The sequence below is a fragment of the Streptomyces sp. NPDC051987 genome, from assembly GCF_040680735.1.
Taxonomy (GTDB): domain Bacteria; phylum Actinomycetota; class Actinomycetes; order Streptomycetales; family Streptomycetaceae; genus Streptomyces.
In genome coordinates this window covers 1-13,618 of the sequence record NZ_JBFAXI010000145.1, presented here as the reverse complement: position 1 = coordinate 13,618, position 13,618 = coordinate 1, and the positions used below count along the sequence as shown (strand labels likewise).

16 protein-coding genes are annotated in these 13,618 nt (G+C 71.0%); 1 reads left to right on the top strand and 15 read right to left on the bottom strand.

Annotated elements, in window-relative coordinates; genetic code table 11:
• The 13 genes from AB0M11_RS39425 to AB0M11_RS39365 form a co-directional block, all read right to left on the bottom strand.
• On the bottom strand, positions 1–368 hold a 368-nt coding region (locus tag AB0M11_RS39425), incomplete at its 3' end, for a biotin carboxylase N-terminal domain-containing protein (RefSeq protein WP_365713437.1).
• A gap of 1 nt (position 369) precedes the next feature.
• Positions 370–942 (bottom strand): flavin reductase family protein, encoded by a 573-nt coding sequence (locus AB0M11_RS39420; RefSeq protein ID WP_365713435.1) that lies wholly within the window; start codon positions 940–942, stop codon positions 370–372.
• A gap of 74 nt (positions 943–1,016) precedes the next feature.
• Positions 1,017–2,732 (bottom strand): FAD-dependent monooxygenase, encoded by a 1,716-nt coding sequence (locus AB0M11_RS39415; RefSeq protein WP_365713433.1) that lies wholly within the window; start codon positions 2,730–2,732, stop codon positions 1,017–1,019.
• 173 nt (positions 2,733–2,905) lie between these two features.
• A complete protein-coding gene (locus AB0M11_RS39410) occupies positions 2,906–3,835 on the bottom strand; it encodes a MarR family transcriptional regulator (RefSeq protein WP_365713439.1) in 930 nt (309 codons plus the stop codon).
• 163 nt (positions 3,836–3,998) lie between these two features.
• Entirely contained in the window at positions 3,999–5,468 is a 1,470-nt protein-coding gene (locus tag AB0M11_RS39405) for an MFS transporter (RefSeq protein WP_365713431.1), read from the bottom strand.
• 70 nt (positions 5,469–5,538) lie between these two features.
• Positions 5,539–6,198, bottom strand: a complete 660-nt coding sequence (locus AB0M11_RS39400; protein WP_365713429.1) for a hemerythrin domain-containing protein — start codon at positions 6,196–6,198, stop codon at positions 5,539–5,541.
• Between the two features lie 151 nt (positions 6,199–6,349).
• Positions 6,350–7,654, bottom strand: a complete 1,305-nt coding sequence (locus tag AB0M11_RS39395; RefSeq protein WP_365713427.1) for a cation:proton antiporter — start codon at positions 7,652–7,654, stop codon at positions 6,350–6,352.
• Between the two features lie 220 nt (positions 7,655–7,874).
• Positions 7,875–8,465 carry an NAD(P)H-dependent oxidoreductase gene (locus AB0M11_RS39390; RefSeq protein ID WP_365713425.1) on the bottom strand — a complete coding sequence of 197 codons (591 nt, stop codon included), beginning with the start codon at positions 8,463–8,465 and terminating at the stop codon, positions 7,875–7,877.
• The gene (locus AB0M11_RS39385; protein ID WP_365713423.1) at positions 8,462–8,872 is read right to left on the bottom strand and encodes a nitroreductase family deazaflavin-dependent oxidoreductase; all 411 of its coding nucleotides are present in this window, start codon (positions 8,870–8,872) and stop codon (positions 8,462–8,464) included. The genes AB0M11_RS39390 and AB0M11_RS39385 overlap by 4 nt, the downstream gene beginning before the upstream one ends.
• 112 nt (positions 8,873–8,984) lie before the next feature.
• The gene (locus tag AB0M11_RS39380) at positions 8,985–9,986 is read right to left on the bottom strand and encodes an ester cyclase (RefSeq protein ID WP_365713421.1); all 1,002 of its coding nucleotides are present in this window, start codon (positions 9,984–9,986) and stop codon (positions 8,985–8,987) included.
• A complete protein-coding gene (locus AB0M11_RS39375; protein WP_256215980.1) occupies positions 9,983–10,354 on the bottom strand; it encodes a dehydrogenase in 372 nt (123 codons plus the stop codon). The genes AB0M11_RS39380 and AB0M11_RS39375 overlap by 4 nt, the downstream gene beginning before the upstream one ends.
• A gap of 391 nt (positions 10,355–10,745) precedes the next feature.
• On the bottom strand, positions 10,746–10,928 hold the full coding sequence (locus tag AB0M11_RS39370; protein ID WP_365713419.1) for a hypothetical protein: 183 nt from the start codon (positions 10,926–10,928) through the stop codon (positions 10,746–10,748).
• On the bottom strand, positions 10,925–11,554 hold the full coding sequence (locus tag AB0M11_RS39365) for an OvmZ protein (protein WP_365713417.1): 630 nt from the start codon (positions 11,552–11,554) through the stop codon (positions 10,925–10,927). Before AB0M11_RS39365 ends, AB0M11_RS39370 begins: the two co-directional genes overlap by 4 nt.
• A 399-nt stretch (positions 11,555–11,953) precedes the next feature.
• Between AB0M11_RS39365 and AB0M11_RS39360 the strand changes: the two genes are divergently transcribed.
• Positions 11,954–12,538, top strand: coding sequence for a TetR/AcrR family transcriptional regulator (locus tag AB0M11_RS39360; RefSeq protein ID WP_365713415.1), 585 nt, complete (start codon positions 11,954–11,956; stop codon positions 12,536–12,538).
• 9 nt (positions 12,539–12,547) lie between these two features.
• Here the strand turns inward: AB0M11_RS39360 and AB0M11_RS39355 are convergent, their stop codons facing one another.
• Both AB0M11_RS39355 and AB0M11_RS39350 read right to left on the bottom strand, forming a co-directional pair.
• Positions 12,548–13,156, bottom strand: a complete 609-nt coding sequence (locus AB0M11_RS39355) for a ScbR family autoregulator-binding transcription factor (RefSeq protein ID WP_365713413.1) — start codon at positions 13,154–13,156, stop codon at positions 12,548–12,550.
• 154 nt (positions 13,157–13,310) lie between these two features.
• Positions 13,311–13,618, bottom strand: a 308-nt coding sequence (locus AB0M11_RS39350; protein ID WP_365713411.1) for a winged helix-turn-helix domain-containing protein, incomplete at its 5' end; no start/stop codon positions are given.

The window sequence follows — 13,618 nt, the reverse complement described above, 5'->3', positions numbered from 1 at the left end:
TGGGCGATGTGCCGGGCCGCCACCTTGTCGCCCAGGTCGCGGATGGCCTGCGGCGGCGGGCCGATCCAGGTCAGGCCCGCGTCCAGGACCGCCTGGGCGAACTCCGCGTTCTCGGAGAGGAACCCGTAGCCGGGGTGGACGGCGTCCGCGCCGGTCTCCCGGGCGGCCCGCAGGACCTTTCCGATGTCCAGGTAGCTGGTGGCCGGGGTGTCACCGCCGAGCGCGAAGGCCGCGTCGGCGGCCCGGACGTGCAGGGCGTCCCGGTCCGGGTCCGCGTAGACGGCGACGCTCGCGATCCCGGCGTCCCGGCAGGCCCGGGCCACGCGTACGGCTATCTCGCCACGGTTGGCGATGAGCACTCTGCGCATGTCAGGACGCCTGCCGGGTGTGCTGGAAGCCTTCCGCGCCGGTCTCCAGCGGGCCCAGGGAGCCGTCGAAGAAGATCAGCGGTTCCAGGCCGTGCTCGGGCACGCCCAGCTCCACCACCTCGCCGATGACGATGTCGTGGTCGCCGGCGCTGTGCACGTCGACGGTGGTGCACGTCAGGTGGGCGAGGGCCTCGCTGAGCACGGGCAGCCCGTCCTCGGTGAAGTGGTGCGGGACGCCGTCGAAGGCGCCCGCGCCGGTGGTGGCCCGGCGCCCGGCGAAGTGCCGGGCCAGCGGCTGCTGGCGGCCGGACAGGAAGTTCACGGTGAAGCCGCCGCTGCGCTCCAGGAGCGTGTGCAGCCGGGACTGCCGGTGCAGGCAGAACAGCACCAGCGGGGGTTCCAGCGAGACCGAGGTGAACGAGTTGACGGTGGTGCCGTCCGCGTCGCCGTCGGGGCCGGTGGTGATGACCGTGACGCCGGTCGTGAACAGGCCGCACACGCGGCGCAGGTCCAGCGGTTGGACGATCCGGGTCTCTTCTTCGGCGCGGGTCAGCGACCGCGCTGCTGCGGACATGCGCGTCCCTTTCTGGGAGGGGCCTTTCCGAGGGGGACTATCCGGAGGCCTTGCCGGGGCCGTTCCGGGAGGGGTCACAGGAGCTTGCGGACCTTCGCGCCGGCCTTGAGGATGCCGAGCAGGAACTCGCGGCCGACGCTGTTCATCTCGGCGGGCGCCTCGACGGAGGCCCAGTACAGGAAGCGGGCCATGGTCAGCGTGGACGGGTAGATGAACCGCCGCTCCTCGTCCTTCCAGCCGAAGACCGGGTTGACGACCGGGGACTCCTTCAGCAGCCCGAAGACGATGTCGGCGGCCTCGTCGCCGGTGAGCGCGCCGGCCTCGTACTTCTCGCAGGTCTCGGCGGTGGTCTCCAGGATCCGCTTGAAGGAGTCGCTCTGCGGCCACCACAGGCCCGGATAGGGCACCTTCTCCAGTTCGTCGAAGTGGCGGACGTCGTGGTCCTTGAAGTGCTTGAGGCGGGCCCGGGTCAGCCGCATGGTGCCGGGCGTGATGAAGGAGCCCCAGACCCGGAAGACCGCGTTCCACAGCCGGAAGTGGGAGAAGGCGATGAAGGAGCTGTTGACCAGGTCGTCGTTGTACTGCAGCAGGCCCTGCTCGACGCGTTCGACGTACGCGAAGCGCTCGGCGGAGAAGTCGCCGTCCTTCAGGGCGGGGATCAGCCGGGAGGTGAGCGCGTCGACGACCTCCATGGTGTTGGACAGGCCGCGGGAGAACAGCGGGTCGAGGAAGCCGGCCGCGTGGGACATCAGGCACCAGCGGTCGCCGATGGTCTGCTTCGAGGAGTACTGCAGCCGGTCGGTGGAGATCCACTCGCGGACCCGGGTGGCGCCGTCGAACTGCCGCTTCACCGCCGGGTACTTGTCGAGGAAGGACTGGAACTCCTGCTCCGGGGTGAGGTCCTTGGGCTTGGGGTAGGTCCGCTCGTCGATCGTCAGGCCGACGCTGCACAGCGGGTTGCGGGACTTGGGGTGGTTGTCGAAGGGGATGATCCAGAACCAGCCGCGCTCGATGAGGTGGTGCATGGTGCCGGTGTGCCAGTCGGCCGGCGGGCGCAGCTCCTGGGGGTGGCCGCTGACGTCGTCGAACCGCTTGATCCCGACGTAGTGCGTGAACATCGAGCGGGAGTGGTGCTTGAAGCGGGCGGTGGGCTTGTCGCGCAGGTCGAACTTGTCGGCGAGCGGGGAGCGGAAGCCGGAGGCGTCCACCAGGTACTTGGCCCGGTACAGCTCCGGTTCGGCGCCGGGGGCGGCGCTGCGGCCGAGGACGCTCACGCCGTCGTCGTCGAAGTCGACCTCGTTCGCCCGCCAGTTCTGCCGGGGGGTGCAGCCGTACTTGACGGCCACGTGGAACATGAAGGAGTCGCTGTCCTGCCGGAACATGTGGCTGTTCTGGTGGAATATCTTCGGCAGTGCGAGCTGGGTGGCCTCACGCGGGTTCGGCTCTTTTCCGACCTCGTGCTTCATGAAACCGAAGTGCGCCTTCGTGCCGAAGGTCGGGCCGATGTCGCGGGTGGAGGCCTCGACACTCGCCAGGCTTTTCAGCTCGGGAATGTCATGGCGTTCGGAGAGGATGTGGATCCATTCCACGAGCTGTGGGGTCATGGACTCGCCGATGGCGAAGCGCGGGTGCGCGGCCGCGTCGACCAGCAGCACCTTGGCGCCGTGTTTGGCCAGGATGGCACCGGTGACGGAGCCGGCGAGGCCCGAGCCGAGGATGATGACGTCGAAGGTCATGTCCTCGGGTGTGCGCGCCGGTTCCGGCGCGCCGTCGGTCTTCTGGGCGACCATGACTGTCTCCTTCGTCGAGGGGCGGTGCGCAACGGGAAATCAGCATGCGGAAATCAGCATGAAAAAAGGCCCCTCGCGGCCCTTCCGGAGGAATTCGGAAGAGCGGTGCGAAGAGCCTTGAAAAGGGCGCGGAGGATCCGCCGGATCAAGCGTGACAGCCTTTGGCCAGAGGGTCAACCCCTGGCGGGAATTGATGACTTGGCTTTTCCGGTGTCCTCCGTGAACGCGGGACCGGAATGTGTCGGGGCCAGGAGTTTCAGCAGCAGTCCGCGCAGTTCCTCCTCGCCGCCGGGTCCGAGCATGGCGGCGACGTCCACGGCGAGCCCCGCTACGGCGCGGGCCACGACACCGAGCTGCTCACGGCCGAGGTCGGTCACCTCCAGGGCGTACCGGCGCCGGTCGTGCGGGTCGCGGCCGCGGCGCACCAGGCCCAGCTTCACCAGTTCGTCGACGAGCTGGGAGGCGGCGGGCCCGGTGATGGCGAGCAGTTCGGCGAGCCGCTGCTGGGCGATGGGCCCGAGCACGTCGAGGGCGTACAGCGGGCCGTAGTGCCGCACCCTGAGGCCGGTGCCGGCCAGCTTGTCGTCGCCGTGCCTGCGCAGCCGGTGGTGGGCCTGGGCGACCAGGTACTCGGTGCCCTGCACGAGGGGCTGCGCCGATTCGGGCAGCAGCCGGGCCAGCAGCTCGTCGAGCCGGGCGGTCTCCTCCTCGGTCAGCACGGCGGTGAGCCGGGCGTCCCGCTCGGCGACCGCCCGCCGGCTGGCCTCGACGGCCTCGCGGCCCTTGTCGGTCAGGGAGAGCACGTACTGGCGCCGGTTGTCGGGGTTACGGGTCCGCCGGACCTGGTCGCGGGCCTCCAGGCGGTCGATGACGCCGACCATGATGGTGCGGTTGATGCCGAGCCGCTCGGCGAGGTCGAGCTGGGACTCCCAGTCGCGGCCGGCGAGCGCGTCGAGGACCAGGAAGTCGCGGGAGTCGCCGCCGTCGCCGTCGTCGGTGGCGGAGAACTGGGCGTAGACGCGGCGCAGGAGGTAGCCGATGAAGCCGGTGAGCGACTCCGGGAGGACTCCGGGGACCTCCGCGGTCCGCTCGGTCCCGGTCACCGGGCTGCGATCGTCGTCGCTCTCGTACCGCAAGACAGCACCTCCTGCCCGAGTATATCGGCGGCCACCCGGCCGGCTCCGGCACCGGCACGAGGAACCAGGACCGGCACCGGGAACCGGCGGCCCCGCCCGGATGTGGGCAGAGCGGGGCCGCCGGGGTCGGTCACAGGGCGACGGGCGGGTGCTCGGCGTCCTGGTGCTGGGGGCGGGTGCCCGGGAGGGTGGCCAGGGCCACGATCAGGGCCAGCAGGTAGAGGCCGCCGCCGAGCAGGAAACCGTACGAGTAGCCGGTGGTGAGGGCGTGCGGGACGCTGCCCGGCAGCTCGTGGTTGGTGATGGCGGTGGCGGCCGCGGCCAGGGCGGCCAAGCCGATGGCGCCACCGATCTGCTGGGCGGTGTTGACCAGGCCGGAGGCCGCGCCGGTGGCCTGCGGGGCGACCCCGCGGACACTGACGATGGTCACGGCCACGAAGACCATGCCGAGGCCGAGACCGGCGACCAGCTGGGCGGGCAGCAGCGCGGCCCACGGGGTCTGGCCGGGCTCGATGAAGCTGAACCAGACCATGCCGGCGGTGCCGATCAGCAGACCGAGGGCGATCACGTTGCGCTCGGGGAGCTTGGCGAGCAGCTGCGGGCCGACGCCGCCGGCCGCGATGCCCATGCCGAGCGCGAAGGGCAGGTAGGCGACGCCGGTGACCATGGGGGCGTAGCCCTTGACCACCTGCATGTAGAGGGTGAGGAAGTAGAAGGTGGCGAGCATGCCCGCGCCGACCAGGAACATGATCAGGTTGGCGCCGACGCGGCTGCGGTCGGCGAGCACCCCGCGCGGGATCATCGGCGCCGCGGCGGCGCGCTGGATGAGGACGAAGGCGAGGATGAGGACGAGTGCGACGCCCAGGCCGATCAGGGTGACGCCGTCACCGAAGCCCTTGTCGCCGGCGCGGTTGATGGCGTAGACGAGCGAGCCGAAGCCCAGGGTGGCGGTGAGCGCGCCGGGCACGTCGACCTTGCCGCGCTCGCGCTCGCCCTCGACGAGGACGCCGGTGCCGAACAGGACGGCCAGCGCGATCGGGATGTTCACGAACATCACCCAGCGCCAGCTCAGGTACTCGGTGAGCGCGCCGCCGAGCAGCAGGCCGACGACCGAGCCGAGGCCGCCCATCGCGCCGTAGACGCCGAGCGCCTTGTTGCGGGCCGGGCCTGCCGGGAAGGTGGTGGCCAGCAGGGACAGCGCGGTGGGGGCGGCGATGGCGGCGCCCGCGCCCTGGATCACCCGGGCGGCGATGAGCAGTTCGCCGCTCTGGGCGAGGCCGCCGAGCAGCGAGGCGGCGGTGAAGAGGACGAGTCCGGTGCGGAAGACCCGGCGGCGGCCGAAGAGGTCACCGGCCCGGCCGCCGGCCAGCAGCAGACCGCCGAAGGCCAGGGCGTAGGCGGTGACGATCCAGCCGAGGCCGGACTCGCTGAGCCCGAGGGCGCTCTGCATGCTGGGCAGGGCGACGGCGACGATCGTGTTGTCGAGGACGAGCATGAGCTGGGCCGCGGCGATCACGAGCAACGCCAGTCCGAGTTTGCCGTCCTGCTGCGGCGGGGCCGCGGCCTTGGGGACGGCCTGAGTGCGGTCTTGCAGCGACATGGGATGTCTCCGTGTCTGTCTGGGTTGTCTCAGGAAGGGGGGTGTCGAGCGGAGCCCTCGGGGATCCGGGTCAGCGGCTGGTGGTGGCGGTCCTGGGGGTCCAGATGGCGAGGTCCTCGTAGGCCTTGCGCCAGTCGTTCTCGTAGGCGTTGCGCAGCGGTTCGGGCATCTTGCCGAGGATGTTCGCGACCTTCGCGGCGTCGATGTCGTCGAGCATCCAGGGCAGGTAGCGGGCGGAGTCGTCACCGACGCGGGTGCGCTGTTCGGCGGAGAAGTCCTGCCACTGCTGCTGGGTGAGGGTGATGTCCATCAGCTGCAGGGCGTCCCGCTCCTCGTGGTCGAGGTGGGCGCCGAGCTTGGTGTAGAGGGTGTCGGTCAGGCCGGTCAGGCGCTCCAGGCCGGACTCCCGGTCGGCGAGGGCGGCGTCGATGTCGGCGAGCAGCGGGTCGATGACGCCGTGCTCGGCCTCCATGTCGGCGAGCAGGGCCAGCTCGGCGTCCTGGCCGGCCAGCGCCGCCTCCATGACCGGCCAGATCTTCACGTCCTCGGAGACGTGGTGGATGGTCAGGAACTTCTTGAACAGCTCCCAGCCGACCGCGGTGCTCAGGACGTGCCGGGGGTCCTCGTCGACCCGCGCGGTGATCCGGGCGATGCGCTCCAGCTCGCGGCGGAGCGCGTCGTGGATCGCGAACATCATCGTCATGTCGAGGTTCTTGAAGTCCTGGCTCATCGTTCTCTCCCTCACTGCTTCGTCGTCGTACTGCGAGAGTATCGTCAACCCGCTTATCTATCAAGCTTCCAACTAGCAATGTTCCAACCATCAGGGCTGAAACTATTCGCCGGTCGGGGGCCGACGCCGCTGCCGCGCCCGAAGGCGCAGGTCAGTGGCCTCTCGCGGTCTCGAGGACGGGCTCTTCCTGGCTGATTCCGGCCGGTTCCCGGCCGAGGTCCTCGTCGATCCCCTTGCGGATCCGGGTCAGCGCGGGGGTGGTCATGGCCGTGGTGAGCAGCGCCATCAGCACGAGGACGGTGAACAGCTCGGGCCCGATGACCCCGAGCCCGAGGCCGATGTTGAGCACGATCAGCTCGGTCAGGCCCCGGCAGTTCATCAGCGCGCCCAGCGACATGGCGTCCCGCCAGTCCCGGCCGGAGAGCCGGGCCGCGAGCGTGCCGCCGCCCCACTTGCCGGCCACGGCGACCGCGAGCACGGCCGCCGCCCACAGCCACTGGGTGCCGCTGCCGCCCAGCAGCCGCACGTCGGTCTTCAGCCCGGTGCTGACGAAGAACAGCGGCAGCAGCACCGGCACCGTGAAGGCCCGCATCCGGGCCGCGGTGGCCTCGATCCGCCGGCTGCCCCGCGGGGTGACCACGCCGAACAGGAACGCGCCGAACAACGCGTGCACGCCGATCCGGTCGGTGGCGTACGCGGCCAGGCTCAACCCGCTGAACAGCACGACCAGCACGACTCCGTCGGCGTACCGGCGTCCCGCCCGCTCCGCCCACCTGGCCAGCAGCGGGCGTACGACGAGGAACATCACGGCGGTGAAGACGAGCGCGTACCCGGCGGTCGTCAGGGCCTCCAGGGGCGAGCTGCTCTTCGTCACCGCCACCACGGCCGCCAGCAGGCACCAGGCGCTGACGTCGTCCACGGCCGCGCTGGCCATGGCGAGCGCGCCGACCCGGGTCCGGTACAGGCCGCGGTCGGTCAGGATGCGGGCCAGCACCGGGAACGCGGTGATGCTCATCGACACCGCGATGAACAGCACGAACGGCGGCTTTCCGGTGCCGGGCGGCGCGAAGTCGCCGTACATGCCGAGGGCCAGCAGCGTGCCCAGCAGCAGGGGCAGCGCGATGCCGGCCTGGGAGACGGCGACGGCAGTTCTGCTGTTGCCGCGCAGGGAGGTGAGGTCGAGTTCGAGTCCGACGAGGAACATGAAGACGAGCAGGCCGATGTTCCCGAGCACGCCGACGTACGGCAGCGCCGACTGCGGGAACAGCCACGCCTGGGCGCCGGGCCAGAGCCAGCCCAGCAGGGACGGGCCGAACAGGATGCCGACGAGTATCTCGCCGACGACAGGGGGTTGCCCGAACCGCTTGAGAAGCTGCGCACCGGCCCGGCAGGCAAGGATCACACCGGGCACGGCGACGAGTAGCGGGGTGAGCGGATCTGGGGCGGCGGCAGCCATCGCGTTCTCCTCATGCAGGGGGATCAGGTGACGCGCCCCGTCAGGGGCGCGGGGAACCGCGCGGTCAGCCACGACGGCGCCGCAGCCGCCCGGCGGCCGTGCCCTGCACGGCGGACGCGCAGAAAGTGCCGCGATCCGTGATGGACCGGCCGAAGGTCCGATGTGGCTGGTCGCGCAGTTCCCCGCGCCCCTGCGGGGCGCGTTGTCGGCGCCGGAATGCTCAAGTGCCGTAGGGGCGCGTGGCCTTGGCCTCGCGCAGCGCGGTCGCCCACCACGTGAGCTGGTCCAGCATCAGCTTGGCCGCGGACTCGGCCCCGTCGGCGTCGGCCGCGAAGCGGCCCTCCGCGTCGTAGTGCTCCAGCACCCGCGGAAAGGTCACGACGTCCTTCATTCCCACGCAGTGGAACTCGGCGAAGATCTGCCGCAGGTGCTCGATCGCGCGCACCCCGCCGGCCATGCCGAGGCCGTAGCCGACGAAGCCGACCGGTTTGGCCTCCCACTCGGTCTGGAAGCTGTCGATGAGGGTCTTCAGCGGGCCGGGCACGCTGCGGTTGTACTCCGGTACGACGACCACGTACGCGTCCGCCCCGGCCAGCCGGGGCCGCAGTGCCGCGACCAGCGGGTCGGTCGCGTCGAGGCTCGCCGGGAGCGGGTGCTCGGCCACGTCGACGACGTCCAGGACCAGGTCGTCGCGGCGGGCGGCCACCCGCGCGAACCAGCCCGCGACGTCCGGGGCGAGCCGCCCGTCGCGGGCGGAGCCGACCAGCAGCGCCACCCGCACCGGCCGGGTGACCAGGCCGGCGGCGGTCACGGCCGGGCCGCCCGCAGCCGCGCCGGTTCCTGCACCGGCGTCAGCGCGAGGAACTCGGTGGCCTCGACCCGGGAGAGGATCCGCCGGGTCAGGGCGGGCATCTTCGTCGTGCCGTCGTCGGTGAAGACCACCGGCGCGGTGACCTGGATCCGGCGGCCGCGCGTGGTGATCTCGCAACCGCCCGCCGCCAGCACGTTCTTGACCCAGTCGGAGCCGGGTCCGTACGGCAGCGTGATGACGATGTCCGCGCCGCGCCGGAACAGCTTGACGGGCGTGGTGAACTCGCGCCCCGACTTGCGGCCGCGGTGGTGGACCTTCCCGAAACCGGGCAGCCGGCTGAACAGCGGCCCGACGAGATGGTTGGCGAACCGCCGGTTGAAGCGGGCGACTTTCCTGTCGATCGGCATGTCTCGAGTCCCTTGCTCGGTCGGGTCCTTCGGTTCCGTAGGAGGACGGCCGGGGTACGGCGCCCGGCCCCCGCCGCCGTCAGCGGGGGCCGGGCGCGGCCGGGGTGGCGGATCAGGCCGCGGGCTTGCCCGCACCCGGACCGCCGGCCGGGGTCAGCGGGCCGGCCGGCTTGCCGCCGGACTTGAGGAAGCGCTCCAGGGCGAAGTTGTCGACGATGCCCCAGCGCTCGGCGATCCGGTCGCCCTCGAAGCGGAACCAGATGATCGCCTGGTGCTGCACCTGCAGCCCGGTCGGCTGGATGCCGATGAACGGGCCGGTGTGCCGACCGTGCATGACCCAGCGGATGGCGGCCTTGTCGCCCATCGAGATGAAGTCGAGGATCTCGTACTTGATGTCGCTGAACGCGGACTGCTGGATCCGGATGGTGTGCTTGAACGCCTCCGGGCCGCGCATGGAGTCGTCGTGGCTGCCGTGGTTGCGGAAGTCGGCGGTGAGGTAGCGGTCGGCGGCCGACAGGTCGCCGAGGTCCAGGCCCTCGTGGAAGACCTTCTCGATCAGTTCCTTCTGCTGGTCGGCGGTGAGCGTGATCGGCATGGGTGGGTTCTCCTCTGCTGAAGTGGGCGGGTTTCCCCGGGTGTCGAGGGTCTGTCGGTCGACCTGGGTCACTCCCCTGGGCACGGCACCGGTGGTCCACACGATCCGCAGCCGCAGCCGGTCGAAGCGCCAGCCGTCGGGGGTGCGCCGGGCCGTGCCGGTGAACCGGCCGCCGAGCTGGAAGTACTGGGTGGGGTCCGGCGGCAGCGGCGAGCCGTGGTGCACGTGGGAGGCGATCAGGCTCCAGCTCAGCTCGGCCCGGTCGCCGTCGACGTCGACCTGGGTCTCCGAGCCGTGGTGGTGGGTGCGGCCCCAGCGCGCCATGATCTCGGTGGTGAAGCCGGCCACCCCGGCGAGGCCCTGGTGGCTGCCGACCGGGAACGTCATCTCGACGTCCTCGGTGAACAGGGACCTCGCCCAGGTCTCGTCGAAGCCGCCCTCGTCGAGGCCGGCCAGATAGCGCCCGGCCAGGTCCCGCAGGCTCAGCACGTCGGTGAGCCGGGCGACCTCGGCCGTCATGACACCCGGCGCGCTTCGGTCCGGGCGTCCGTCGCGTAGATCACGACGTCGTCGGGGCCGTGCACGACGGCCTTGCCCTCGCCGGTGAGCGCGTCGCCGTCGTGGCGTGCGGTGATGTCGATCTGGATGTACGCGGCCCGGTGGCCGTTGGGGCTGATCTGGGTGACGTCGAGGTTGAAGTCCTCGCGCAGCGAGAACTCCAGCGAGTCGTCGCCGGTGACGGTCCAGGCGCCGGTGCCGGTGCTCTTGCGCGTGGTGACCGAGAGCGAGCCGTCCGGGGCGAAGGCGACGGTGTACTCGTCCACTTCGCCGTCGTGCGTGACCGTACCCGTCCATTGACCGACGGGTGTCCAGGTGGAAACAGGCATCGACCACACTTCCTCAAGTCGGGGCGGAGGGAAAACAAGAAATCCGCGCCCCCGGCGGGGACACGGATTCGGATTTCGAGAAGGGCCACGGGCGCGAAAGCAGCGGCCCGGCCAAGGCGCCACCGCCGTCCGGGCATGGGGGCGCCGAAAAGAGTGTGACACCTCTGTTCGGGTGCGTCAACTTACCCTTAAATGAAGCGAGTTGATGATTAGGCGGGTAAACCGAAGCAGCCCCCGCGGCCGGGGGGGATGGGCCGCGGGGGCTGCTTCGCACCGGATCCCCGCACGGATCCGGTTTTCCTCGGGGGTGGCGGTCGGGGCGTACGGAGGGGGACGGCCGAGGGGTTACTCGAATTCCCTCCGGACAGGGGATGGCACTTCGCGCTTCCCGTTATTCGGTCTCGTTCCTGCGGGCGAGTGCGAAGAGTTCGTCGAGGTCGTATTCGGCTCGCCGGGGGCCGCCGTGCCGGGTGAGTTTTCCGCGGCTGGCCCATTTGCGGATGGTCGCCTGACTGACCCCCATGGCGAGGGCCGCCAGTTCGGTCGTCACCGTGCGCGGCTTCGGTTCCGTCATGTCGTCGCCGCCTCCCTGACGCGGCCCGCGACCAGCAGCCACTGGCGCGGCGGCAGCGCGTGGCCGGTGTCGCAGGCGACCTGGTCCGGCACCCGGTCGCCGCCCTCCGCCGACAGGACGCCGTAGAGCGTCCCCGCGCACTCCGGCCGGGTGCACGGGCCGAGGGCGAACCGGCGCACCGGCGCCGGGCCGAGCAGGTGGCGGAAGTCGGCGAGGAGTTCGGCGAGTTCCTCGTCGAGGTCCACGCCCGCCGGGTGCCCGGCGAACCAGGGCAGCTGCCCGCGCAGGAACCCGACCAGCACGGCCAGCCCGCGTCCGGCCGGCCGGGCGCCGGTACGCTCGTCCACGACGAGCCGTGCCCACAGCGCCAGGACCTCCGCCGCCCGGGTGCGCAGGGCCAGCGCCTGTTCGTCGAGCACGATGCCGACGGTGGCGCGGCTGCCGCTGACCCGCTCACGCAGCACCGGCGCCCCGGGCACCAGCGCCTGGTCGCTCTCCCGGTACAGGTCGAGCAGGGTGCGCAGTCCGCCGTCGATCCGGTCCAGGCAGCGGGCGCAGATCCGGCCGCAGCGGTTGCGGCAGTCGCGGCTGGCGTGGTCGTCCGTGAGTCGCTCCGGCTCTTCCATTCGGATCCCCCGAATCCTCGGTCCGTGTGGAACTGCCTCCAGTCTCACGGGGGCCGGCGGCCGCTTCAACGCACGGCGGTTCAGGGTTCCCACAATCCTCCGCAGTTCTGTCAGCGGAGTGTCAAACCCATGTCAAGTGGCCAGATTTGATCACTTTTACAAACAGACCTGTCTGATTGAGGATCATCCCTGGCCTCCTCCTGTCGCGCACGTTTCCGGACAAGCACCCCTTCCGCCAGGGACGTTCGGATCCTGTGCAGATCATGAGGAGGTGCATCTCTCCCGGACCCCTCCCCTGAAACAGGCATGGTTGTATGATTCTTACCACCATTGGCTCCGGTGCCCGCGGACCGCGCATGCGCCGGGCACACTGTCGGCAGGGAAGGCGGGTACGACCCGATGCAGGCGCGATCCGAGCACACGCGTCAGGCTCTCGTCCATGCCACCGCCGAGCTCATCGCCGACGGCCGGCTGTCCGACGCGGGGCTGGTCAACATCTGCCGCCGGGCCGGGGTGAGCCGGGGTGCGCTGTACCACCACTTCTCCTCCACGACCGCACTGACCGCCGCCGTGTACGAGGAGGCGCGAGCGCGGGTGGAGGCGCTGACCGAGGAGGCCTTCAAAGGCCCGGTGGCGGACGCACCCGAACGCTTCCTGTTCGCGCTCGGCGAGGCGATGCGCACCGAGAAGGTCGTCCGGGCAGGCATGCAGCTGGCCGCGGACGGTTCGGCCGGCCCGCCCCGGCTGCGGGACGACCTGCTGGCCGCGGTCCACGAGCGGGTCACGGAGTCCCAGCAGGAGTCGGAGGAGCCGGCCGAGGACCTCGCGGACCTGGCCGTGGTGATGGCCGCGGGCATCGAGACCCTGGGACACACCGACCCGGGCTGGTGGGACGGCGAGATCACCCAGCGCCTGTGGCGGCTGCTGCGCCCGCTGTTCGACCGGGACCGGCCGCCGGGCCGGGGCGGCGAGCGCAGGCTCTGAGGCGGTCGGTCACTCCGCGGGCGGCGTGATGCGCAGCCGCCCGACCAGGCCCGGTGTGGCGAGGCCGGGCAGCATGAACTTCCAGAAGACGCTGGTGCGTTCGGGCAGGTCGGCGCGGCCGGTGTAGGCCTGGGACATGATCTGCAGGCCGGTGAAGGAGCCGACGATGAGCGCGGTGGCCTCGCGCACGTCCACCCCCGGCAGGATCTCGTCCCGCTTCTCGGCCTCCTGGAGCAGCGCCAGGATGGTGTCCATGGACTGTTCGTAGGTGGTCTGGGGCGGGCAGTCGAACGACGTCTGCTCCGTGGTCAGCCGCACGCTCGCGCGCAGCACCGCGTCGTGCTGGAGGCGCCGGGCGAACTCCAGGGTCAGGTCGATCACCGACTGCAGCCTGACCGGCCGGTCGGGCACCTGCAGGGCCTCGGCGTGGGCCTGCACCAGGGCCAGCGCGATGGCCTCCTTGGAGGGGAAGTGGTGGTAGAGGGAGCCCCGGGTGAGTCCCGTCCTCGCCAGTATCTCGTTGGTGCTGGCGGCGTCGTAGCCGCGCTCGTCGAAGACCTGGGCCGCCGCCTCCAGGATCGACCACCGTGACCGCTTGCCGCGTTCCTGCTGAGCCATGCCAGATCCTTACGCTCTCCCGCCGAATTCAACAGACTGGTCTGTATCGTAAGCCGCACGGACGGCCCACGGTCAGTACCGCGCCGGGAGTTGTCAGAAAGCGTTTCACGGACGGCCGCCGACACCCGCGCGACCTCGGGAAACGGGCGGGAGGCTAGGGGCTGCCGATCCGGAAACCGACCCCGCGGACGGTGACGATCCAGGCACTGGAGCCCAGCTTGGCGCGCAGGGTGCCCACGTGGGTGTCGACCGTGCGGCCCCGCGGCGACCACGCATCGTCCCACACCTGGGCCATGATCTGACGGCGCGGGATCACCGTACTGGGCTGCGAGGCCAGCAGGTGCAGGAGGTCGAACTCCTTGCGCGTCAGGTCCAACGGCCGTCCGTCGAGGGTGGCCGTGCGGGCGCCGGGGTCGATGCACAGCGGCCCGTGGGTGACGACCCGGCCGGCGGCCGGGTCGT

Bases quoted from the DNA above. Each gene is read 5' to 3' on its own strand.
- AB0M11_RS39420 (WP_365713435.1), bottom strand. From the start codon at position 942: ATGTCCGCAGCAGCGCGGTCGCTGACCCGCGCCGAAGAAGAGACCCGG.
- AB0M11_RS39415 (WP_365713433.1), bottom strand. From the start codon at position 2,732: ATGGTCGCCCAGAAGACCGACGGCGCGCCGGAACCGGCGCGCACACCC.
- AB0M11_RS39405 (WP_365713431.1), bottom strand. From the start codon at position 5,468: ATGTCGCTGCAAGACCGCACTCAGGCCGTCCCCAAGGCCGCGGCCCCG.
- AB0M11_RS39400 (WP_365713429.1), bottom strand. From the start codon at position 6,198: ATGAGCCAGGACTTCAAGAACCTCGACATGACGATGATGTTCGCGATC.
- AB0M11_RS39395 (WP_365713427.1), bottom strand. From the start codon at position 7,654: ATGGCTGCCGCCGCCCCAGATCCGCTCACCCCGCTACTCGTCGCCGTG.
- AB0M11_RS39385 (WP_365713423.1), bottom strand. From the start codon at position 8,872: ATGCCGATCGACAGGAAAGTCGCCCGCTTCAACCGGCGGTTCGCCAAC.
- AB0M11_RS39380 (WP_365713421.1), bottom strand. From the start codon at position 9,986: ATGACGGCCGAGGTCGCCCGGCTCACCGACGTGCTGAGCCTGCGGGAC.
- AB0M11_RS39375 (WP_256215980.1), bottom strand. From the start codon at position 10,354: ATGCCTGTTTCCACCTGGACACCCGTCGGTCAATGGACGGGTACGGTC.
- AB0M11_RS39370 (WP_365713419.1), bottom strand. From the start codon at position 10,928: ATGACGGAACCGAAGCCGCGCACGGTGACGACCGAACTGGCGGCCCTC.
- AB0M11_RS39365 (WP_365713417.1), bottom strand. From the start codon at position 11,554: ATGGAAGAGCCGGAGCGACTCACGGACGACCACGCCAGCCGCGACTGC.
- AB0M11_RS39360 (WP_365713415.1), top strand. From the start codon at position 11,954: ATGCAGGCGCGATCCGAGCACACGCGTCAGGCTCTCGTCCATGCCACC.
- AB0M11_RS39355 (WP_365713413.1), bottom strand. From the start codon at position 13,156: ATGGCTCAGCAGGAACGCGGCAAGCGGTCACGGTGGTCGATCCTGGAG.